The sequence below is a fragment of the Pseudomonas sp. YuFO8 genome (genome assembly GCF_035065025.1).
GTDB classification, from domain to species: Bacteria; Pseudomonadota; Gammaproteobacteria; order Pseudomonadales; family Pseudomonadaceae; genus Aquipseudomonas; species Aquipseudomonas putida_AE.
On sequence record NZ_JAXDEQ010000023.1, the window covers coordinates 1 to 21,263 of the forward strand.

Genomic DNA, 21,263 nt, shown 5'->3' on the forward strand with positions numbered 1-21,263 from the left:
AGCCGAAGACGGCTTCCACGAATAGGCCTTATACATAGATGCAACGGGGCGACGGTTTTTTAAAAGCGGGTAGACAGTGGGGGCGAGTCCATACATAGGAGCTGGCTTGCCAGCGAATGGCTGCGCAGCAGCCCCAGGCTTGATGGCGTATATTCGGCAAATCCCTATTGCCTGCGCAGCCAACCATGAAACAGACCCCCGACGACCTCGAACAGATCACGTCCACCACCCTGGGCCATTACAACTCGGTGGCCGAAGGTTTCCGCGAAGGCACCCGCGATCACGATGTCAGCCAGAACATCGATGCGCTGTTGCGGCATATCCAGGGTAAAGCGCCGTTCGACATTCTCGATTTTGGCTGTGGTCCCGGTCGCGACTTGCAGACGTTTACGCGAATGGGCCACACAGCGGTCGGTCTCGACGGATCGGAGAAGTTTGCGCAGATGGCCCGGGAGGACAGCGGTTGCGAAGTCTGGCAGCAGGACTTCCTGAAGCTGGATTTGCCGGACGAGCGTTTCGACGGGATTTTTGCCAATGCGGTGCTGTTTCATATCCCGCGCCAGGAGTTGCCTCGGGTGTTGAAGGAGCTGCGTGCGGCGTTGAAGCCGAAGGGTGTGTTGTTCAGTTCCAATCCCCGTGGTGAGAATCAGGAAGGCTGGAACGGGCCGCGGTATGGGGCGTATCACGATCTTCAGGCGTGGCAGCAGTTGCTGACCGAGGCGGGGTTTGTGGAGCTGGAGCATTACTACCGGCCGGCGGGGCTGCCGCGGGAGCAGCAGCCTTGGTTGGCGAGTGTGTGGCGCAAGCCTGCGTAGCCAGTGCGGACGCCATCGCCAGCAGGCTGGCTCCCACAGTTGATCGCATGCACCTGTGGGAGCCAGCCTGCTGGCGATGAGCGCGCAGCGCTCGCCTTACTGCACTTCTTTCTTCGGCTCTTGGATCCTGTACCAGGCCACATACAACGCCGGCAAAAACAGCAGCGTCAGCAAGGTGGCGACAATGATCCCGCCGATCATCGCGTAGGCCATCGGCCCCCAGAACACCTCCCGGGCGATCGGGATCATGCCCAGGCTCGCCGCCGCGGCGGTCAGCAGGATCGGCCGGCGACGATGTTCGGTGGCTTCCACCACGGCATCCCAGGGTGACGACCCTTGCGCCACGAACGCGTCGATCTGGGTCACCAGGATCACCGAGTTGCGGATGATGATGCCGATAAGCGCCAGGATGCCGAGGATCGCCACGAAGCCCATCGGCGTGCCGGTCGGCACCAGCGCCAGCACCACGCCGATCAGGCCCAGTGGCGCGACGCTGGCCACCAGGAACATCTTCTGCACGCTGTGCAGCTGGATCATCAGGAAGGTGGCCATCAGGAACACCATCAACGGTACGACCTGGTTGATCGGCCCCTGGGCCTTGGCGCTCTCCTCCACCGTACCGCCCGTGGCGACCTTGTACCCCGCCGGCAACGAGGCGGCGAATGTGTCGATGTCCGGCTTGAGCAGTTTCACCAGGTCGGTGGGCTGGATATCACCGATCACCGCGGTCTTGATGGTGATCGTCGGCTTGCGGTCACGACGCCACACCAGCGGTTGCTCCAGCTCGTAACGCACAGTGGCAAACGCCAGCAGCGGAATCGAGGTGCCGCCCGGGGTGAGGATCTGCAGGTTCTGCAGGGTTTCCGGCGAACCCCGTTCGGCGTCCACCGCGCGCCCGACCACGTTGATCAGGTAGATGTCGTCGTCGACCTGGGTCACCGTGGAACCGCTGACGATACTGTTCATCAGGTTCGCCACGTCTTCGGACGACAAGCCAAGCTGGCGCGCCTTGTCCTGGGCGATGTCGATGCGTAGCACCTTGCCGGGCTCGTTCCAGTCGTAAATGATCTCGCCGATGTGCGGGTTCTTGTCCAGCACGGTCGCCAGATCGATGGCGTGCTTGCGCACCTGGTCGATGTCCGGGCCGCTGACGCGGTACTGGATCGGCCGCCCCACGGGCGGGCCCATCTCCAGTGCCTGGACGAAACTGCCGATGCCGACGAAGTCTTTGCGCAGGCGCTCACGCAGGCGATCGCTGAGGGCTGTGCGCGTCTCGAAGTCCTTGGCGACGATCACCAGCTGTGCGTAGTAAGGGTTCTGCAGTTGCTGGTCGAGGGGCAGGTAGAAACGAATCGCGCCCTGGCCGATGTAGGTACTCCAGCGCACGATGTCGGGGTCGCCCTTGAGGGTCGCTTCCAGCTTGTCCACGGCTTTGCGGGTTTCATCGATGGAGGCGTTTTGCGGCAGGTTCAGGTCCACCAGGATTTCCGGACGATCCGAGGCCGGGAAGAACTGGTTCTGCACAAAACGCATGCCGACAACCGACAAGGCGAATATCAGCATGGTGATGCCAATCGCCAACCAGCGATTGCGCATGCTCCACAGCAGGCCGCTATTGAAGGCCCGCCCCAAGCGCCCTGGCTCGGCCGAGTGCGGCTTAACATTGACGCTGAGGATGTGCACGCCGATCACCGGGGCGAACAGCACCGCCACCACCCACGAGACCATCATGGCCACGGCGATCACCGCAAACAGGGTGAAGGTGTATTCACCGGCCGAGCTGCCATTGAGGCCGATGGGGACAAAACCCGCCACCGTCACCAGGGTGCCGGTAAGCATCGGGAACGCGGTCGAGGTGTAGGCAAAGGTCGCGGCCTGCTCCTTGGTTTCGCCCAATTCCAGGCGCGAGACCATCATCTCGACCGTGATCATTGCGTCATCCACCAACAGGCCCAACGCGATGATCAGCGCACCGAGGGAAATCCGCTGCATGGTGATGCCGCTGTATTCCATGAACACAAACACCATCGCCAGTACCAGCGGGATCGAGCACGCCACCACCAGGCCGGCGCGTACGCCGAGGCTGATGAAGCTGACCACCAGCACGATCACCACGGCTTCGAACAAGGCACTGGTGAACCCGCCAACGGCGGCTTCCACCACCACAGACTGATCGGACACGTTGTGCACGCCGACGCCCACCGGCAGATTGGCCGTCAGCTCGCTGATGCGCTGGTGCAGGGCCTTGCCGAAGTCCTGGATGTTGCCGCCCGTTTGCATGGCAATGGCCAGGCCAATGGCGGGTTGGCCATTGAAGCGAAACTCCGGCGTCGACGGGTCGACGTAGCCACGCTGGATGTCGGCAATGTCGGCCAAGCGATAGAAGCGATCATTGAGGCGCAAATTGACGTTGGCCAGATCCTTCTCGGAAATGAACTGCCCGGACGTGCGCACGGAAATCCGCTCGGGACCGGCTTCGATGACCCCGGCCGGGGTCACCGCGTTCTGGGCCTGCAGGCTTTGTACGACTTGCTGTTCGTCGATACCCAGCGCCGCCAGCTTGCGGGTCGAGAAATTCAGATAGAGCACTTCGTCCTGTTGGCCGACCATCTCGATCTTGCCCAGGCCCGGCACACCGCGAATCTCTGCGCGCGCCTGCTCTACGTAGTCGCGTAACTGACGCAGCGACAGGCCGTCGGCGGTAAAGGCGTAGATCGAACCGAACACGTCGCCGAACTCGTCGTTGAACGACGGGCCCTGGATGCCCTGGGGAAACGAGTAGCGAATGTCGCCGATCTTCTTGCGCACCTGGTACCAGATTTCCGGAATGTCCTTGGCCTTGGTGGTGTCGCGCAAGTACACGTAGACCGTGGATTCGCCGGGACGGGTGTAGCTTTTCACGTAGTCGAGGGAATCAAGCTCTTCGAGTTTTTTCTCGATACGGTCGGTGACCTGCTTGAGGGTTTCTTCCTGGTTCGCACCCGGCCAGCGGGTCTGGATCACCATGGTCTTGATGGTGAACGACGGGTCTTCCTCGCGTCCCAGGTTGAGGTACGAAAACACGCCCATCAACAGTGAGACAAACATCAAATACCAGACGAACGACTGATGCTTGAGGGCCCATTCGGATAAGTTGAAACTCCCTTTCATTGTGGGCTGCCCTCGTCGACTTTCACTTTTTGCCCCGGCTTGAGGCTGTTCACACCGGCACTGACCACTCGCTCGCCGGCCTTGATATCGTTGGCCAGCACCACCGTGCTGTCCGTGCGTCTGACGATGCTGACATCCCGTGGGGAAACGGTTTGCGTCTGCGCATCGATGACCCAGACGCGGTTTTTACCATCGACCTCCTGCAAGGCGCTCAGGGGCAGTTCGATGCGCGGCTTGACCGCGCTCTTCAAGGTCACGCTGATCGCCGTGCCGAGACGAAATGCGGGCGGCGTCTCGGTCAGCGTCAGGCGCGCGCGGCGTGTGCGCGTTGCGCTTTCGGCCTGGGGCTCGATTTCACGCACGGTGGCCGTGGTGGTAATGCTCGGGTTCAGTTGCGAGGCGACCTGAAACACCACGTCGGCGGGCAACTGCTCGATCAGGGTGTCGGGCAAGTCAATCACCGCTTCCTTGATGTCCGGCTGCGCCAGGGTCACCACCTGCTGGCCCGCGGTGACGACTTGCCCGGCTTCGGCAGCCCACGCCGTGACCACGGCCTTGTGATCGGAGCGCAACTCAACGTAGTTGAGCTGATCCCTGGCCTGGCTGACCGCGGCCTTGGCCTGGTCGAGCGAGGCCTGGGTGGTTTTCAGATCGGTAATTGCACTGTCGAGTTGCGCCTGTGAGCCCACCCCGCGATCGAACAGTTGTTGCTGGCGTCGGGCGCTGGCCTGGGCATTGATGAGCTGCGCCTGGATACTCGCCAGGTCGCCTTCGGCCGAACGCAACTGGTTCTGCTGGTCGGTGGGGTCGAGCGTGGCGAGCAAGGCACCTTTTTCGACTTCGGCACCGACATCGACGCTGCGACTGGCAATGCGCCCCGGCACGCGGAAGCCGATGTTGCTTTCATAGCGGGCCTGGATGCTGCCAGCGAATCGCCCCAGGTTTTCTTCGTCGAGGGCTTTGACCTTGATGGACAGCACCGGACGCACTGGCTCCGGAGCGGGTTCTTCTTTCGAGCAGGCCGCCAGCATCACACTGGCGAACACCAATAGCAGGCGCTTCATGGCTGAGCCCCCGCAGTCAGGTCCTTGTAGGTGTCTTCGGCGATTTCCACCTTCACACCGGGGTGCAGCAACTGGCCCCCGGCGATCACGACTTTTTCACCGCCGGTGAGCCCGGCGCTGATGATGACTTTACCGGTCAGGTAGCGGCCCACCGTGACGTTGTGCAGTTGCGCCTTGCCTTCGCCATCCACCAGCCACACCGCCGGCTGGCTGATGTTTTTGGTCAGCGCCGACCACGGCAGCTCCACGGCGGATTTGCCCCGGGTATTGGCGGTGGCACTCACCACCGAACCCAACTGCATGCCTGGCGGCAAGGCGTCGAGGGTGACCTTGACCTGCACCGTACCGGTTTGCTCGGAGACGGCCGGGGTCACTTCGCGCACGGTCCCGGTGGTCTTGATCGCCGGGTTATCCAGCAGGCTCACCACCACCGCTCGATCCGACGGCGGCTCGGCCAGCAGCGATTCGTAGACGTTGAACACCGCATCGCGGTCGCCGTCCCGGGCCAGGCTGAAAATCGGTACCGTGGCCTGCACCACCTGGCCAACCTCGGCCTGGCGTGCTGTTATCACGCCCGGCGCGTCGGCAATCAACGCCGTGTAGCTCAGCTGTTCACGGGCGTTGGCCAGTTGCGCCTGGGCCGCCGCCAGCGAGCTTTGGGTGCTGCGCAAGGCCGCCTGGGCGGAATCGTATTCGCTTTGGCTGGTATAGCCCTTGGGCAAGAGTTTTTGCTGGCGCACGAAGGCGGCGGCGTTCTGTTTGACCTTCGCCTGCTCGGCGACGACCTGTGCCTGGGCCGAATCCACGTTGGTCTGCAGGTCCTTGGGATCGAGCCTGGCGAGCACCTGCCTGGCCGAAACCCGGTCGCCGACATCCACAGTACGCTGGATGATCTTGCCCCCGACGCGGAACGACAGCTCGGTTTGCACCCGGGCCTGGACATCGCCGGTCAACGTGATGTTGACGGCGTAGTCGGCCAGCTTGACCTCCTGCACGAAAACCCGTGGCCGATCCTTCTCGACCGGCTTTTCTTTGTCGCAAGCACTCAGCAAAGCCAGGAGGCTCAAGCCAAGCGCTATTTTCAATCCGGGAACAGCCATGCAGACTCCTTTGCGTTTAACGGGCGCGATTCGTCTGTCAGCTTAGAACAGGGTTTAATCTTCGCCTACGCAATAATCATCATTTCCACTGCAGGAGCTGCCGCAGGCTGCGATCTTTTGCGTTTGAATGATAAAGATCAAAAGATCGCAGCCTGCGGCAGCTCCTACAAGGTCACAGGGAACGTCCTTCATGCTAAAAACCCTCGCGGTGGCCAATTACCGCTCGATCAATAAACTGGTGATTCCGCTGGGCCGGCTGAACCTGATTACGGGTCCCAATGGCAGCGGCAAATCCAATCTCTATCGAGCGCTGCGCTTGCTGGCGGAAACCGCCCAGGGCGGTGTGGTCAATGCATTGGCCCGCGAGGGGGGACTGCATTCGACCTTCTGGGCCGGCCCGGAAACCATCAGCCGGCGCATGCGCAATGGCGAAGTGCCGATCGAGGCGACCGTACCACGGGGCGTGAAGCGCCTGCGGCTGGGATTCTCCGGGGAAGACTTCGGTTACTCGATCAGCCTCGGGCTGCCCGACTCCAACGGTCACTTCATGCTGCCCGGGCACAGTACGCCTATTCCGTCGCGGTTCAGCCTCGACCCGCAGATCAAGCGCGAGTGCCTGTGGGCCGGGCCGTTCTATCGGCCAGCGAGCCTGCTGGTGGATCGCGACGGCCCGCTGATCCGCGCTCGGGCCAACCGCAGTTGGGACGTGCTGGCTCAACACACGCCGAATTTCGACAGCCTGTTCGATCAGGTCGGCAGCCTGCGTACCTCGCCAGAAGTGCTGGAAATGCGCGAGTTCATCCGCCGCTGGCGCTTCTACGATCACTTTCGCAGCGACGCCGACGCCCCGGTACGACAGCCGCAACTGGGCACCCGCACGCCGGTGCTGCACCACGACGGCAGAGACCTGGCGGCGGCGTTGCAGACCATCATCGAAATCGGTGACCCCGAGGCATTGCGCAACGCGATCAGCGACGCCTTTCCCGGCGCGCGCCTGCACATCGAGCCGCTGGCCGGCGGGCGTTTTGCTATCGAGTTTTATCAGGAAGGACTGTTGCGACCGTTGTCGGCAGCCGAGCTGTCGGACGGCACCTTGCGGTATTTGCTGCTGGTGGCGGCGCTGCTGACGCCCAGGCCGCCGACGCTGATGGTGCTGAACGAACCGGAAACCAGCCTGCATCCGGATCTGCTGCCGGCGCTGGCGCGCTTGATCATCCGCGCGTCCGCACAGTGTCAGGTGTGGGTGGTGTCCCATGCGCGGCGGTTGATTTCGGCGTTGCAGGAAGATCCTGAATGCAATTGCATCGTACTGGAGAAGAATCTCGGGCAAACCGGGATTGTTGGGCAGCGGATGCTGGATGAGCCGGCGTGGTATTGGCCGGATTGACCGGCCAACCTTTCTGATGTGCCTTCAGATAGAGCGACGAATGTTGGCCGCTCTGGGAGCTGGTTGCTGCGCAAGGAGCTCGATAGAGCTCGAAGGCACCCGCCCCTTGTTCGTCACAAAACTCATCAAGGCAGCTTCAGTCCCGGGCTTTTTCACAGCCCAATAAGTCCCCACTCTCGATGCTAACGCCAACGTTGTCAGCCCTAAAGTGACATACCCCAGTATTGCGCCTGCCTCAGGTTTATCGGCGATTGCCACAGCGGCACTTGCAACCCCCACCAGACCTGTGGTGAGTATCGCGTTACTGGCCGTCACCGTGCTCGCTGCCGCAAAGGCCTGTCTGGCCGGTAATTTTCTCAATGCACCCAATCTCAAGGCATCCTTGGCCAAGTTATAGGCGGGGATGGGACGGGACATGCCCAGTCGCACATTCAACACACTCATCATGCTTGCGATCAATCGGCCTATTTCGGCAAACCGCCCCGTCGGATCACTGAGATTCACCGGATCCCCCAAACAATACGCATACGAATTCAACTCGCCCTGCCCAAACGGACTCAGCCGGTCAGGGCTGTTGAAACGCATCAGCACCGGGTTGAACGCCCGATGCCCGTTACCCAGCAAATAATACCCGGTCACCGGGTCAAGACGTTCGCCGTTAAAGCCGAGAAGACTGCTCAGACCGCTTTCCACCCGATGATGACCATAAGCTGTGTAGACCTGTGGCAACGGCCCCACCGAATCAATCAGCTGCAACACGGAGCGCTGTTGATCGGTGGCCAGCAACTGGCTCTTGAGGGTGTCGTTCTCGCTCGATTGCACGGCGAGCAGTTGCTCGCCGTGCTGAAATACAGAATGACTGGTCTGTCCCTGCCTTTCCGTTACCAGATGCTGATGACGATAGAAGCGTTGCACGCTGGCCTGGTCGGCGCACTCGAGCCCTGTGATCTGGTCCAGCGCGTCATAGTGATACCGACACATAGGGGTAGGTACAGCTGTCATCGCGGGAGCCTCCTGGTCGAAGGCCAATCTTGCACCCATACCGGAGCCTCGGGCACCTAGCAGAACTGCTAGGTGCCGAGTGGTTTTAATGTGCGGTTACGCACTTGGATCGTTCCCACGCTCTGCGACTGGAGGCATTCCCACGCAGAGCGTGGGAAGATAAAAAAACGCCGACGCTCTATCAGCCGTCGGCGTTGAAAACCTTGAAGAGGTTTACCTGGTGAATCAGAACGCTGGCAGTACCGCGCCGCTGTACTTCTTCTCGATGAATGCTTTCACTTCCGGGCTGGTCAGGGCCTTGGCCAGTTTCTGGATGGCGGCGCTGTCCTTGTTGTCTGGACGGGCTACCAGGAAGTTCACGTATGGCGAATCCGGACCTTCAATGATCAGCGCGTCTTTCGCCGGGTTCAGGCCCGCTTCCAACGCGTAGTTGGTGTTGATCATGTCCAGGTCGACCTGATCCAGCACACGCGGCAACATGGCCGACTCAAGCTCCTTGAACTTGAAGTTGTGCGGGTTCTTGGCGATGTCTTTTGGCGTGGACACGGCGTTTTTCGGGTCTTTCAACTCGATCAGGCCAGCCTTCTGCAGCAGGATCAGGGCACGGCCGCTGTTGCTGCCTTCGTTAGGAATGGCAATGGTCGCGCCGTCCTTGAGCTCGGCCAGGGTTTTGACTTTTTTCGAGTAGCCACCGAACGGTTCAACGTGAACACCAATCACGGTGACCAGGTTGGTGCCTTTGCCTTCGTTGAAGCTTTTCAGGTATGGCAGGGTCTGGAAGTAGTTGGCGTCCAGACGCTTCTGGTCGACCTGAACGTTCGGTTGAACGTAGTCGGTGAAGACTTTGATTTCCAGGTCCACGCCTTCTTTGGCGAGGCTTGGCTTGATCAGTTCAAGAATCTCGGCGTGTGGAACCGGGGTCGCCGCCACCACCAGTTTCTCGCCAGCCTGGGCCAGGCCCGCAGTCAGGGCAGCCGCCAGTGCGGTGAACAACAGAACCTTTTTCATGCAGTGTCCTTATCGAAAATCACGGTCGCTTGTGGCGACGGCTAGATATTTAAGTGCCAGTGAAGTGCTATCGCTGGCGTGACGCGGACAATACCGGGATTTTTTATTCCCGAACAATATCTTTTATTCACTTTCATATTCCATTTTGTTCATACAGCTCTGGCCCACACATTCAACTGTAGGAGCTGGCTTGCCAGCGATGGCGTCCGACCAGAAAAACCGCGTAAGCCCAATCGCGAGCAAGCTTGCTCCTACAGGAGGGCGGTGTGTTTCAGGAGTTGTTTCAAGGCTGCTTTTTCGGCGACGGAGCCGTTGCCAAGAATCTGTCGGAGTTGCCGTTCGATTTGCGCCAAACCTTCATCAGGCAAATTCAAATGCTCCGGCAGGATCTCGTCACCGGTACTCACCAACAGCGCAAAGTGAATGACGTTTTCCAGCTCCCGGGTATTGCCCGGCCAGCTGTGTCTCTCAAGTACCGCTTGTGCGGCCTCGCTGATCAGTGGCACTGGCAGGTCCAGGCGCTGGCTGTAGATGCCGAGGAAATATTCGGCCAGGGACAGGATGTCACCCACCCGCTCGCGCAGGGCCGGCAGTTCGAGCTGGCCTTCGCTGAGATAGTGGTAGAGCCGCTCATGGAATTTTCCGGCGGCAACCGCCTGGGCCAGGTCGATGCTGGTGGCGGCGACCAGGCGCACGTCCACCGGGCTTGGTTGATGCGCACCAACGCGGGTCACTTCGTGGTTTTCCAGGGCGGCGAGCAATTTGATCTGGATCGGCAGTGGCAGGTCGCCGATTTCATCCAGATACAAAGTGCCGCCGTTCGCCGAACCGAACCACCCGGCGCGACTGCTGGCCGTGCCGCTGAAACTGCCGGCGGCATAACCGAACAATTCGGCATCGGCGTAGGTCGGGCTGATCGCCCCACAGTTGACCGAGACGAACAATCCACCGCGATCACTGGCGCGATGTATGTGCCGCGCCAGCAGTTCCTTGCCGCTGCCGGTTTCCCCACGGATCAGCACCGAGATCGAGCGCGGCGCCAGTTGCTCCAGCTCCTGGCGCAGTTGCCGCGAACGCGGATCGACGAATACCAGCGCCTTGGCGCGGATGCTCAGGGGACTTTTTTCCGCGTCGGGAAAGGTCAGCAGCGGCTGGCCGAAGGTTTCAAAACTCATGGCAGGCTCCCGCCCAAATCCGCCAAAGGACGGGGGCGTTGAAAAAGACAAAAGGGTCAGGCGCGGCGCAGGGCGTGGTGTTCCATGCGGTTTTGCAGACGATAGAGATAGGCAAAACCCTGCTCCCAACGCTGATGACCCGACTTCACATTGATGTGCCCGGCACCTGCCAGGATCCCTGCTTCCGCGCCCCAGTTACGCGCCAGTTCCACAGCCCGCGGCGCGCTGACGGCGCTGTCGTTGTCAGAGCTGACGACCTGGCTGGGGAAGGGCAGCAGGTCGGTGGGGATCGGTGCGAAATTGCGCAGCGCCGGGGCGCATGCCGGGCGCTCAACGTCCGCCGGCGCGACCAGCAGGGCGCCACGTACCTGACGCAGAAACTGCACAGGTGCGGTCGCCGCCCAATGCGCGACGGTGATGCAGCCAAGACTGTGGGCGATCAGGATCACCGGGGTACTGTCGGCGGCAATCGCCTCGGCCAGTGCCGCCACCCAGTCTTCACGACGCGGCGTCAACCAGTCGGCCTGCTCCACCCTTGCGCTGTTCGGCAGGCTGTTCTGCCAGTGGCTTTGCCAATGATCTTCCGGCGATCCTTGCCAGCCCGGCACAATCAGGTAGCGAATGGATTCGTTGCGCATGGGGAGCTCTCCTGCTGCGTGTCTGTTCCTGATCGAGTATAGGGACGGGATTTATATTCGTTAAGGAATAAGAAGCTATTTATTAAGACCTATATAGAATATGACCCGCGCTCAACTGTAGGAGCTGGCTTGCCAGCGAAGGCGACTTGCCTGACACACCGCTTTCGCTGGCAAGCCAGCTCCTACAGGGGTGATGTGTTTGACAGAAATAAAAAAAGGGCCGCACCCTGCCAAGGAGACGGCCCCGGAAAATCGAAAATCTTTCAGCGCGCGGTGATCACCGACAACTTGGTAATACCTGCCCGCTCAATGGACGCCATGGCCCGTGCCACTTCGCCGTAATTCACCCCGTCGTCGGCCTGCAATTGCACCCGAACCTCCGGGTCCTTGGCCTTGGCCGCTTGTAGATTGAATTCCAGCAAATCGGGCTGGATTTCATCCTTGTTGATAAACAGCTTGCCGGCCCCGTCGATGCTCACCACTAGCGGGTCCTTCTGCTCCACCGGCGCCACGGCTTCGGTCTTGGGCAGGTTGATCGGGATCGCGTTGGTCAGCAGCGGAGCGGTGACGATGAACACCACCAGCAGCACCAGCATCACGTCCAGCAGCGGTGTCACGTTGATCTCGCTCAGCACCTCATCACTGTCTTGCGTGGAGAAGGCCATATCAGGACGCCTCCTTCACTTTCTGCGCGTTACCCGATGCCGCGCCTTTGTGCGCCGTCGGGTGGATCAACACGCGGAACGAGCTCTTCTGCGCCAGGCTGTAGAAGTCGTGGGCAAAGTCGTCGAGGTCCGCCGCCGTCAGCTTCAAACGGCGCAAGAAGTAGTTGTAAACCAACACCGCCGGTACCGCGACGGCGATCCCCACACCAGTGGCCACCAAGGCTGCACCGATCGGCCCGGCCACCGTTTCCAGGCTCGCCGAGCCCGCCGCGCTGATGCCCTTCAACGCCTCCATGATTCCCCACACCGTACCGAACAAACCAATGAACGGCGACGTACTACCGATACTCGCGACCACCGCCAACCCGGTTTCCAGCGAACGGCGCTCGCGCACGATCTGCTGACGCAAGGCCCGCTCAAGGCGATCCTGATGATTGATCGCCTGGCTCAAATCCGCTGCGTGTGGCGCCTCGCCCACCTGGATCGCCGCATAACCGGCCTGTGCCACCCGCGCTGCAGCGCCGGGCTGGGTTTCGGCCAATTCCGCGGCCGAATCAAGACTGGAGGCGGCCCAGAACTGCTTGTGAAACTTTCGATCCTGGGCCTTGAGGCGACCGAACTGCACACCCTTGAGCAACGCCAGGCCCCAAGTGGCGACAGAAAAAACCACCAGCAGCCAGATCACCGCGCTTTCGATGGATTCGAGTGGAGATGCCAATAACGTCATGGTGAATTCCTCATGTAAACGTTTCGCGCTAAATAGGTGTCGGTTTAATGAATCTTGAAATCTATGGGCACGCTGACCCAGCCGTCCTGGGCCACGTCACCCTGCTTGGCGGGCACGAAACTCCAGCGTTTCACGGCGCTCAGGGCTGCCTCATCGAGGGCCTCGCGGCCACTGCTTTTCTGAATCTGTATCTCGCCGGGCTTGCCGCTGGCGAGAACATGTACTCGTAACAACACCGTGCCTTCCCAACCGCGACGCTGGGCCAGCGACGGATATTCCGGCGCCGGGTTTTTCAGGTACGCGGCGTTGGCCGAGGCAGGCGTCACAGGCGCTGGCGCGGGTGGCGCGGGCGGTGCCGGTGCTGCAACCGGAGTAGCCGGTTGTGGCGGTGCGGGCGATTGCTCGACGGCCTTGGGCGCAGGTTTAGGTACTGGCTTGACCACGGGTTTTGGCTTGGGAATCGGTTTTGGCGCCGGTTTGGCTGCCAGCTCATCCACCACGGGCGGTGGCGGTTCGACCACCGCTGGCGGAGGTGGTGGTGGCGGCGGAGGCGGCTCAACCGCTGGCGGTGCCGGACGCGAAAACTCGATGGTCATCGGTGGAATTTCCGGCGGCACGATCGGCAATGCCTTGGTCGGCTGCTGATTGACCCAGTAAATCACCGCGCCGTGCACCAGCAACGCCAGCACACCGAGCAGGATCGCTTCGCGTCGGCTCAGGACGCCCTTGGGCGCACGCTGCAAACGCAGCTGGCCCAAAGGCACGCGGTGAACCCGCCCGAGGTCGACCAACTCACCACCTGGCGCGTGGCGCCAAAGCACCTCGTGTGCGCTGGCGGCGTTCTGGACATTGCCCATTGATTTACTCCCTGCGGTCTTTTTGCGAATTACCCGATACGGCGAACCCGACGTTCCCCCGAACGACGTATCGACGGGTTAATCATTGAGTCAGACGCTTATCTCTGAAAGTAATATTTGAAGTTATAGATAGACCCAAAACGAATATGAAAAAAGCTCGATTCGTTGCAGGCCATGTCGCGTAAGGGCTGCGGCCAGGCGGCCGAAAACACATGCTTTTCAGGCATTGAAAATATTCCCCCAAGGCATGGTTTTCGGCGCATCAGAAGTCGTAGCGACCAGTCACACCCAAGGTCCGTGGTGTCCCGAGCAAACCTTCGTAACCGCCGTTGGCGCCGGTCCAGAGGGTGGTGTAATAGGTTTTGTCGAAGGCGTTTTTCAGCCACAGCGAGACGTCCCACTGGCCCTGCTTGAAGTCGCCACGCAGGCCGGTGGACAGGTTGACCACGGCGTAGCTCGGGATCTGGCCGAAGTCCGAATCCTCCACCGTGCCCACCGCTTTGGAGCGGAACGCATAGCTGGCGGTGACGTACTCCTCGAAGCCGTTACTCAGGTTCCATTTGTATTCGCCGTTGGCGTTGCCGATCCATTTCGAAGCACCGACCACCTGGTGGCCGGTGAGATCGCAAGAGGCCGGGGCGCCTGGCGCCAGGCTGACTTCCGGCGGGCACGGCGCATCCTTGTAGGAGAGGTAGCTGACGTCGTTGTAGGAGCCGTTGATGTTCAACGTCAGGCCGCGCAACGGGATCAGCGTGCTGTCGAATTCCACGCCACGGGAGCGCACGGAACCGGCGTTGGTCAGGTATTGCACGCGGTTGACATCGTCGTAGGCGTTGGTCTGGTAGCCGTTGACCTGGGTCCAGAAGACGTTGGCGTTGAGCTGCAGGCGACGGTCCCAGAGGGTGCTTTTGAAGCCGAGTTCGGCGTTGTTGGCGCGCTCGGTGCCGATAAGCAGCGAGTCCGCGCCGGCGACCGGGGCAGTGCCCACGGCCAGGTTGACCCCACCGGATTTCTCGCCGTGGGACAGCGTGGCGTAGCCGAGCAGGCTATCGCTGAAGTGATAGCTGAGGTTCAGCAGACCCGAGGGGCTGGAGCTGTACTGGTTCAAATCGCCGGAGTCGTAAGCCCCGGCACGACCTTGTCTGACCGCCGCTGCTGCGCCAGCCACCGCCGCGCCACCCACTGGCGCATTACGGTCGACCCAGGCGCTTTTCTCTTCGTAGGTGCCGCGCACACCAGCGGTGAAGTCCAGCCGATCGCTGAGGTGCCAGGTGCCTTGGGCAAACAGGGCGAAGCTGTCGGTCTGGATGTGGCCTTTGCCGATGCTGGTGACGTTGGCCAGTGCACCCGCGGGCGTGCCATTCCAGATGTCCGCTTGCGGTCCGTTGTAGGTAAAGGATTTGTTATCCAGGTTGGAGCCGAAGTAATAGGCCCCGAGTACATAATCGAAGAATCCGCCGGTGGGCGAGGCCAGGCGAAACTCCTGGGAATACTGCTTATCCTCCACCGAAACGCCAGCGTTGTAGAAGGCGGTTACGTTCAGGCCGTCATCGTTGCGCGGAGTGAAATTCCACCAGCGATAGGCGCTGATCGAGGTCAGGGTGAAGTCGCTCGGCAGCGTCCAGTTGGCCTCGACCGACGTGCCGCCCTGATGCACGGTGACGTGCTGATCGTTGTTCAGGTTGACCTTTCGGTGGGTGCCATCGACCAGCGTGGCGCCCGCCGCATTGGCCCGGTTCTGATAGAGGTTGACGCCATTGATGGTCGGTCCGGTGTTGTACAACACGCGGGTGCCGGCGCTGGAATCCTCTTCGTTGTAATCACCAATCCAGCGCAGGTTGAACGACTCGTTCGGCTTGAACAGCAACTGGCCACGAAAGCCATCCCGTGAGCCGCCGTTCAGGTCGTGGCCGTCGTATTCGTTCTTGATGTCGCCATCGCTGCGGGTGCGGTAAGCGGAAAATCGACCCGCCAGTTCATCATTCAACGGACCGGAAATCGTGCCCTTGGTCTGGAAGTAACCGTCCTCGCCCACCGAGCTTTCGATGCTGCGCTCTGGTGTGAATGACGGCGCCCGCGTGCTGATGTTGATCACGCCCGCGGTGGTGTTCTTGCCGAACAAGGTGCCTTGCGGACCGCGCAGCACTTCGAGCTGCTCGATGTCCATCAAGTCGAACACCGCCATACCCGGCCGACCGAGGTAGACGTTGTCGATGTACAGCCCGACGCTGCCTTCCAGGCCATCGCTGGCCGGGTTGTTGCCCAGGCCACGGATCGACACGCTGGACTGGCGCGCATGCATGTAGGCGACATTGACGCTAGGGACCAGTTGCTGCAGATCCTGGATGCGATAGACCCGCTGGGTTTCCAGCACCTGGCCGCTGACCACGCTCATGGGGGTCGGTACATCCTGCGAGCTTTCTTCGCGACGGCGGGTGGTCACGGTCACGGTTTCCAGTTGAGCGCCATCGGCCTTGGCCGACGCGGCTTTCGTAGTAGCCTCTTGCGGGGTGGCAGTCTCGGCCGCGTAGCCTTGGGTCCAACTGGCGCTCCCCGCCAGCAGCAGAGCCAGGGGCAGGCGTTTGAGCCGTCGGGGTGTGAGGGGTGACGTTAGGTTCAACGGACTCATGAGGCGGCTCCTGTTCAAAAACACACAGCGACTTTTCAGCAGTGCATATTCTTTAAAGTTATTTATTTATGTTTTTACAAAGATTTACTGCATAAGAGATTGCCTTTATAAGGAGTCGACCTAATGCATATCCAATGCATTTCCCCGATATTTTTAATGTGAAAAATGCATATCGACTTGCGCCAGCTCCGCCACTTCATCGCCCTCGCCGATCAGCGCAGCTTCGTCGCGGGCGCCGTGGCGGTGAACCTGTCGCAGTCGGCGTTCAGCCGCAGCATCCAGGCGCTGGAGCACAGCGTCGGCTGTCAGTTGGTGGATCGCGGGCGCAAGGACCTGGCGCCGACCAAACAGGGTCAGGTATTGCTCGAGCACGCGCGGCGGCTGGTCAGCGGCGCGCAGCAGATGGCCAACGAGATCAGCCAGTTCAACGGCCTGGAGGCCGGCGAGTTGCGCTTCGGGTGCGGCCCGGCGCCCGCGGCGGGATTGATCCCGCGGGCGATCGGCAGCTTCATCGGTCGCTACCCCAAGGCGCGGGTGCAATTCCAGGTGGATGACTGGCAAAGCCTGAGCAAGCGCCTGCTGAGTGAAGAGTTCGAATTTTTCGTCGCCGACACCCGGCAGTTCGAGGCCGACCCGGACTACCTGACCCAACGCCTGCGCCCGCGCAAATGGCATTTCTGCTGCCGCGCCGGGCATCCCCTGGCCGCTCGCGAAAGCGTCAGCGCCGCCGAGCTGATGAGCTATCCGATGGCCGTGACCATCCGCCCGCCGAACCTGCGCAAAGTCATCGTCGACCTGAGTGGCCGGCCGGATTTCACACCCAATGTGGAATGCGAAAACAGCTACAGCCTGCTTGGAGTGGTGCTGCGCTCGGATGCGATTGGCATCGTCGGCGAGTATTCGGATGCGCTGCATAATGCCAAGGGTGAGTTGGTGCGCTTGAAGGTCGACGGGCTGGCCGATGACCTGGAGGAGCTGTACACCCGCTATGGGATTGTCAGTCGCGCGGGGTATCGGTTGTCACCGTTGGCGGAGGCGATGATTGCGCAGATCAAGGAGATTGATGCGCAGGATGATGAAGTGTGTTCGCTGGAGAATTTCGCTGTCTGATCTGGCCTCATCGCTGGCAAGCCAGCTCCTACAGGGGCTGGTGTACACCGATCCATTGTGGGAGCGGGCTTGCTCGCGAAGGTGTCAGCCCAGGCAAAGATGCATTCACTGCATGAAAACCATTCCCCAAACGCACTTGCCTCAACCCCGCCCCAACAGCGAAAAACCTCGCCTGTCTTTCGATCGGTGAACCCCATGTCCAACACCCCAAACCCCGTGCGCAACGTGCTGTACATCATGTGCGATCAACTGCGCCGCGATTACCTGTCGTGCTACGGCCATCCGCACTTGCACACCCCCAACATCGATCGCCTGGCCGCCGCCGGCGTGCGTTTCAGTCGTGCCTACACCCAAGGCACCATCTGCGGCCCGTCGCGGATGTCGGCCTACACCGGGCGCTATGTCAGCAGCCATCAGGTCGCCTGGAACGCCGTGCCCTTGCCGCTGGAAGAACTGACCATCGGTGACTACCTGCGGCCCCATGGCATACGTACCGCGCTGGTGGGCAAGACCCACGCCACGCCCAATCTCGATGCCTTGCAGCGGCTGGCCATCGACCCGCTCGGCGATCAGGCTTCGGTGCTGAACGAAGTCGGCTTCGAGCCATTTTTTCGGCATGACGGGATCTTCCCCGACGACCCGTTGTTCGATGACAAACGCGAATCCGCGCCCTACACCCACCATCTGCGCGACCTTGGGTTTACCGGGCGCAACCCGTGGCACGACTGGGCCAACGCGGCCGAAGGCGAACAGGGCGAAATCCTCAGCGGCTGGAAAATGCGCAACGCCCATCTGCCGGCGCGCGTACCGGAGCAGCATTCGGAGACCGTCTACACCACCGACCGCGCCCTCGACTTCATTGCCGAGCAGGGCGAGCAACCGTGGTGCCTGCACCTGTCGTACATCAAGCCCCACTGGCCCTACATCGCCCCGGCGCCCTACCACGCGCTGTATGGCGCAAAACAGGTGATCGAGCCGGTGCGTGCAGCGCAGGGCGAGGCCAGTGATCACCCGGTGTACAACGCGTTTCGCCAGCACGAGGAGAGCCTGAATTTCTCCCGGGATGAAGTGCGCTTGAACGTGATCCCGACGTACATGGGCCTGATCAAGCAGGTCGATGACCAACTCGGCCGGCTGTTCGATTCTCTCCAGAGCAGCGGTCGTTGGGACGACACCCTGATCGTGTTCACCAGCGACCACGGCGATTTTCTTGGCGATCACTACCTGGGGGAAAAAGAGTTTCTGCTGGAGCCGGCGGTGGGCGTTCCGCTGATCGTGCGCGACCCGCGCCCGACGGCGGACGCCACGCGTGGTTCGGTGGACGAGCGACTGGTGGAAACCATCGATGCACTGCCTACCTTCCTCGAGGCGCTGGGCTTGCCAGGTGCCGAGCATCGCCTTGAAGGACGCTCGCTGATTCCCCTGTTGCACGGCGTGCAAACCGACTGGCGCCGCTTTGCGATCAGTGAATACGACTACGCCTTTCAGGCACCTGCCCGGGAGCGGCTGCAGCAACCTATCGACCGTTGCCGCATGACCATGGTGCGCAGCGAGCGCTGGAAATACCTGGCGTATGACGGCTTTCGAGCGCAGCTGTTCGACCTGCTCAATGATCCGCAGGAATTACGGGACCTGGGTGCCGACCCGGCGTATGCCTCGGTTCGGGAGGAGCATGCGGGGTATTTGTTTGAGTGGGTGCGTGGGTTGAAGCGGCGCACGACCATCAGTCATCAGGAGATTGATTTGCGTGGGCAGCGGTTTCGCTACGGTGAGCCGGAAACCGAGAAAATGGTGCAGATCGGCGTGTGGTGAAAGAGCTTCGCGAGCAAGCCCGCTCCCACACTTGATCCGTGTACGCAGGACGAATGTGGGAGCGGGCTTGCTCGCGAAGAGGCAAGATCAGACGCCCGAGATTTCAGCCCCTTTGATAGTCTGACTACGCTGCCCCGCCACTCCCACCGGCACCTCCCCCTTGAGCGTCACACGCCGCACCACGCGGTCCTGGGTACCATAGTCATCCACCGCGTAATGCTGGGTGGAGCGGTTATCCCAGATCGCCACATCACCGACCTGCCAGCGCCAGCGCACGGTGTTTTCCTGGCGGATGACGTGGCTTTGCAACAGGCCGAACAAGTGCGCCGAATCGGCCTGGGAGTAACCCTTGATGCGCTTGACGAAATGTCCCAGCAGCAAGCTTTTCTCGCCGCTGATCGGGTGCACGCGCACCACCGGGTGCTCGGTCTCGTAGACGGTCGAAGTGAAGATCTTGCGGTAGCGCTCCAGCTTCTCCTCCGACACGTCCGGCTTGCCGCCTGCGTAGTCGTACTCGTTGCTGTGCACCGCCACGAGTTTGTCCGCCAGCTCGCGCAGCTCCGGCGCCAGTTCGTTGTAGGCCGTGGCGGTGTTGGCCCACACGGTGTCGCCACCGAAAGCCGGTGCCACCACCGAGCGCAGGATCGAGGCTTTTGGATAGGCGTCGACGAAGGTCACGTCGGTGTGCCAGGAGCTGGCACGCTGGCCTTGGGCGCCGTCCAGTTCCAGCAGGAAACGGGTGCCGTCGCGCACCGGCACAGTTGGGTGGGCCACGGGTTCGCCGAGTAGATGGGCGAAAGCTTCCTGACTCTGATCGTCGAGGTGGGTCTGCTCGCGGAAGAAGATCACTTTGTACTGCACCAGCGCCTGCTGGATCGCTTCGACGGTGCTGGCATCCAGTTCACCGGAGAGCTTCACGCCACGAATTTCGGCACCGATCCGACCGGCCACCGGATGGATTTCAAGCGCGTGAACAGCGGGTTTTACGGCTAAAGCGGCATTGCTCATGGGTTGACCCTCGATCGGACTGCTGACGGTTGAGCGGCAGCGAAACAACGCTCTATCTATATTCTTTTTAGATCTAATAGATATTCACATGCTTCGTTGACGGAATAAGAGCTTGCATTTAAAACCTCAACCAACCCTCGTCGCAAATGCCTTCGAGCTATTTTTAGGATGCCGGGAAAGCATATGGATCTTCGCCAGTTGCGCTACTTCATCGCCCTCAACGAACACCGCAGTTTCGTCCGTGCGGCGGACGCCATGGGCATCACTCAACCGGCGTTCAGCCGCAGCATCCAGGGGCTGGAGCAAGAGTTCGGCTGCGTGCTGGTAGACCGTGGCAACAAGGATCTGCGCCCGACACCCGAAGGCCTGGTGGTGTTGCAACATGCACGCAGCCTGGTGCAAGGCGCGGCATTGCTCAGCGCCGAAGTGACGCAGATGACCAAGCTTGATGCCGGTGAGTTGCGCTTCGGTTGCGGACCCGCCCCGGCGGTGAAACTGGTGCCGGATGCGGTCGCGCAATTCATCAATGCCCACCCGAAAGTGCGCACCTGTTTCGAAGTGGATAACTGGGAAAAACTCAGCCGCGCGCTGAGCCGCGAAGAGATCGAATTCTTCATCGCCGACATCCGTCATTTCGAAGCCGACCCGAACTTCCAGACCCAGGCCCTGACGCCCAAGCGCGGGGTGTTTTTCTGCCGTCCCGGGCATCCGCTGTTGGCCAAGGAAAGCCTGTCGACCAACGACATGTTCGACTACCCGCTGGCGACCACGCTGATCCCACCGGGCATCCGCAAACTGCTGGCGAACCTCAGTGGGCGCATGGATTTTTCCCCGACCATCGAGACCGAGCATTTCCCGGCACTGGTGAAAATCGTGCTGCAGTCGAACGCGATTGGGGTGGGCACAGAGGAAGCATTCGTCGACGACATTGCCCAGGGTTCGCTGGTGCTGTTGCACTGGCGCAATCTGCCGCAGAACATCGAAAGCATGAATGCCCGGTGCGGGATTGTCAGTCGCACAGGGTTCAGGTTGTCGCCGGCGGCGCGGGCGATGATCGAGATGTTGGTTGCCGTGGACAAGCAGGAGATCGCAGTCGCGGTTTGATGGTCTCATCGC

General features: G+C 61.1%; 17 protein-coding genes. 5 read left to right on the top strand and 12 right to left on the bottom strand.

The genetic code is table 11. From position 1 onward, the window contains the following. Nucleotides 1-185: 185 nt before the first annotated feature. Nucleotides 186-815: a class I SAM-dependent methyltransferase gene (locus SOP95_RS19995; RefSeq protein ID WP_323608064.1), complete on the top strand. Its 630-nt coding sequence runs from the start codon at nucleotides 186-188 to the stop codon at nucleotides 813-815. Between the two features lie 96 nt (nucleotides 816-911). On the opposite strand, the gene SOP95_RS20000 is transcribed toward SOP95_RS19995, so the two are convergent. From SOP95_RS20000 to SOP95_RS20010, 3 genes are read right to left on the bottom strand one after another with little or no spacing between them, the layout of a single operon-like run. After that, entirely contained in the window at nucleotides 912-3,965 is a 3,054-nt protein-coding gene (locus tag SOP95_RS20000; protein ID WP_274075068.1) for an efflux RND transporter permease subunit, read from the bottom strand. Then, nucleotides 3,962-5,029, bottom strand: a complete 1,068-nt coding sequence (locus SOP95_RS20005) for an efflux RND transporter periplasmic adaptor subunit (RefSeq protein WP_274075067.1) — start codon at nucleotides 5,027-5,029, stop codon at nucleotides 3,962-3,964. The genes SOP95_RS20000 and SOP95_RS20005 overlap by 4 nt, the downstream gene beginning before the upstream one ends. Next, complete coding sequence (locus SOP95_RS20010; protein ID WP_274075066.1) at nucleotides 5,026-6,129, bottom strand: efflux RND transporter periplasmic adaptor subunit; 1,104 nt, start codon at nucleotides 6,127-6,129, stop codon at nucleotides 5,026-5,028. The genes SOP95_RS20005 and SOP95_RS20010 overlap by 4 nt, the downstream gene beginning before the upstream one ends. A gap of 190 nt (nucleotides 6,130-6,319) precedes the next feature. On the opposite strand from SOP95_RS20010, the gene SOP95_RS20015 reads away from it, so the two are divergent. Continuing rightward, nucleotides 6,320-7,516: an AAA family ATPase gene (locus tag SOP95_RS20015; RefSeq protein ID WP_274075065.1), complete on the top strand. Its 1,197-nt coding sequence runs from the start codon at nucleotides 6,320-6,322 to the stop codon at nucleotides 7,514-7,516. A 24-nt stretch (nucleotides 7,517-7,540) separates the two neighbouring features. Here the strand turns inward: SOP95_RS20015 and SOP95_RS20020 are convergent, their stop codons facing one another. The 8 genes from SOP95_RS20020 to SOP95_RS20055 form a co-directional block, all read right to left on the bottom strand. Beyond that, nucleotides 7,541-8,518 (bottom strand): RHS repeat-associated core domain-containing protein, encoded by a 978-nt coding sequence (locus SOP95_RS20020; RefSeq protein WP_274075064.1) that lies wholly within the window; start codon nucleotides 8,516-8,518, stop codon nucleotides 7,541-7,543. A gap of 225 nt (nucleotides 8,519-8,743) precedes the next feature. Continuing rightward, nucleotides 8,744-9,526, bottom strand: coding sequence for a MetQ/NlpA family ABC transporter substrate-binding protein (locus SOP95_RS20025; RefSeq protein WP_323608065.1), 783 nt, complete (start codon nucleotides 9,524-9,526; stop codon nucleotides 8,744-8,746). Nucleotides 9,527-9,777: 251 nt separating this feature from the next. Beyond that, on the bottom strand, nucleotides 9,778-10,701 hold the full coding sequence (locus tag SOP95_RS20030; RefSeq protein ID WP_323608066.1) for a sigma-54 dependent transcriptional regulator: 924 nt from the start codon (nucleotides 10,699-10,701) through the stop codon (nucleotides 9,778-9,780). Between the two features lie 56 nt (nucleotides 10,702-10,757). Further along, nucleotides 10,758-11,339, bottom strand: coding sequence for an alpha/beta hydrolase (locus SOP95_RS20035; RefSeq protein ID WP_323608067.1), 582 nt, complete (start codon nucleotides 11,337-11,339; stop codon nucleotides 10,758-10,760). A gap of 263 nt (nucleotides 11,340-11,602) precedes the next feature. Further along, the gene (locus tag SOP95_RS20040) at nucleotides 11,603-12,004 is read right to left on the bottom strand and encodes an ExbD/TolR family protein (protein ID WP_323608068.1); all 402 of its coding nucleotides are present in this window, start codon (nucleotides 12,002-12,004) and stop codon (nucleotides 11,603-11,605) included. Nucleotide 12,005: 1 nt separating this feature from the next. Beyond that, the gene (locus tag SOP95_RS20045; protein ID WP_274075061.1) at nucleotides 12,006-12,731 is read right to left on the bottom strand and encodes a MotA/TolQ/ExbB proton channel family protein; all 726 of its coding nucleotides are present in this window, start codon (nucleotides 12,729-12,731) and stop codon (nucleotides 12,006-12,008) included. A gap of 44 nt (nucleotides 12,732-12,775) precedes the next feature. Further along, nucleotides 12,776-13,588: an energy transducer TonB gene (locus tag SOP95_RS20050; RefSeq protein WP_323608069.1), complete on the bottom strand. Its 813-nt coding sequence runs from the start codon at nucleotides 13,586-13,588 to the stop codon at nucleotides 12,776-12,778. A gap of 262 nt (nucleotides 13,589-13,850) precedes the next feature. Beyond that, nucleotides 13,851-16,217, bottom strand: a complete 2,367-nt coding sequence (locus SOP95_RS20055; protein WP_323608070.1) for a TonB-dependent receptor — start codon at nucleotides 16,215-16,217, stop codon at nucleotides 13,851-13,853. A gap of 165 nt (nucleotides 16,218-16,382) precedes the next feature. Between SOP95_RS20055 and SOP95_RS20060 the strand changes: the two genes are divergently transcribed. Beyond that, the gene (locus tag SOP95_RS20060) at nucleotides 16,383-17,327 is read left to right on the top strand and encodes a LysR family transcriptional regulator (RefSeq protein WP_323608071.1); all 945 of its coding nucleotides are present in this window, start codon (nucleotides 16,383-16,385) and stop codon (nucleotides 17,325-17,327) included. Between the two features lie 195 nt (nucleotides 17,328-17,522). Beyond that, a complete protein-coding gene (locus tag SOP95_RS20065; protein ID WP_323608072.1) occupies nucleotides 17,523-19,139 on the top strand; it encodes an alkaline phosphatase family protein in 1,617 nt (538 codons plus the stop codon). A gap of 87 nt (nucleotides 19,140-19,226) precedes the next feature. On the opposite strand, the gene SOP95_RS20070 is transcribed toward SOP95_RS20065, so the two are convergent. Further along, the gene (locus SOP95_RS20070) at nucleotides 19,227-20,147 is read right to left on the bottom strand and encodes a TauD/TfdA dioxygenase family protein (protein WP_274075056.1); all 921 of its coding nucleotides are present in this window, start codon (nucleotides 20,145-20,147) and stop codon (nucleotides 19,227-19,229) included. Between the two features lie 183 nt (nucleotides 20,148-20,330). On the opposite strand from SOP95_RS20070, the gene SOP95_RS20075 reads away from it, so the two are divergent. Next, entirely contained in the window at nucleotides 20,331-21,251 is a 921-nt protein-coding gene (locus SOP95_RS20075; protein WP_323608073.1) for a LysR family transcriptional regulator, read from the top strand. Nucleotides 21,252-21,263 lie beyond the last annotated feature (12 nt).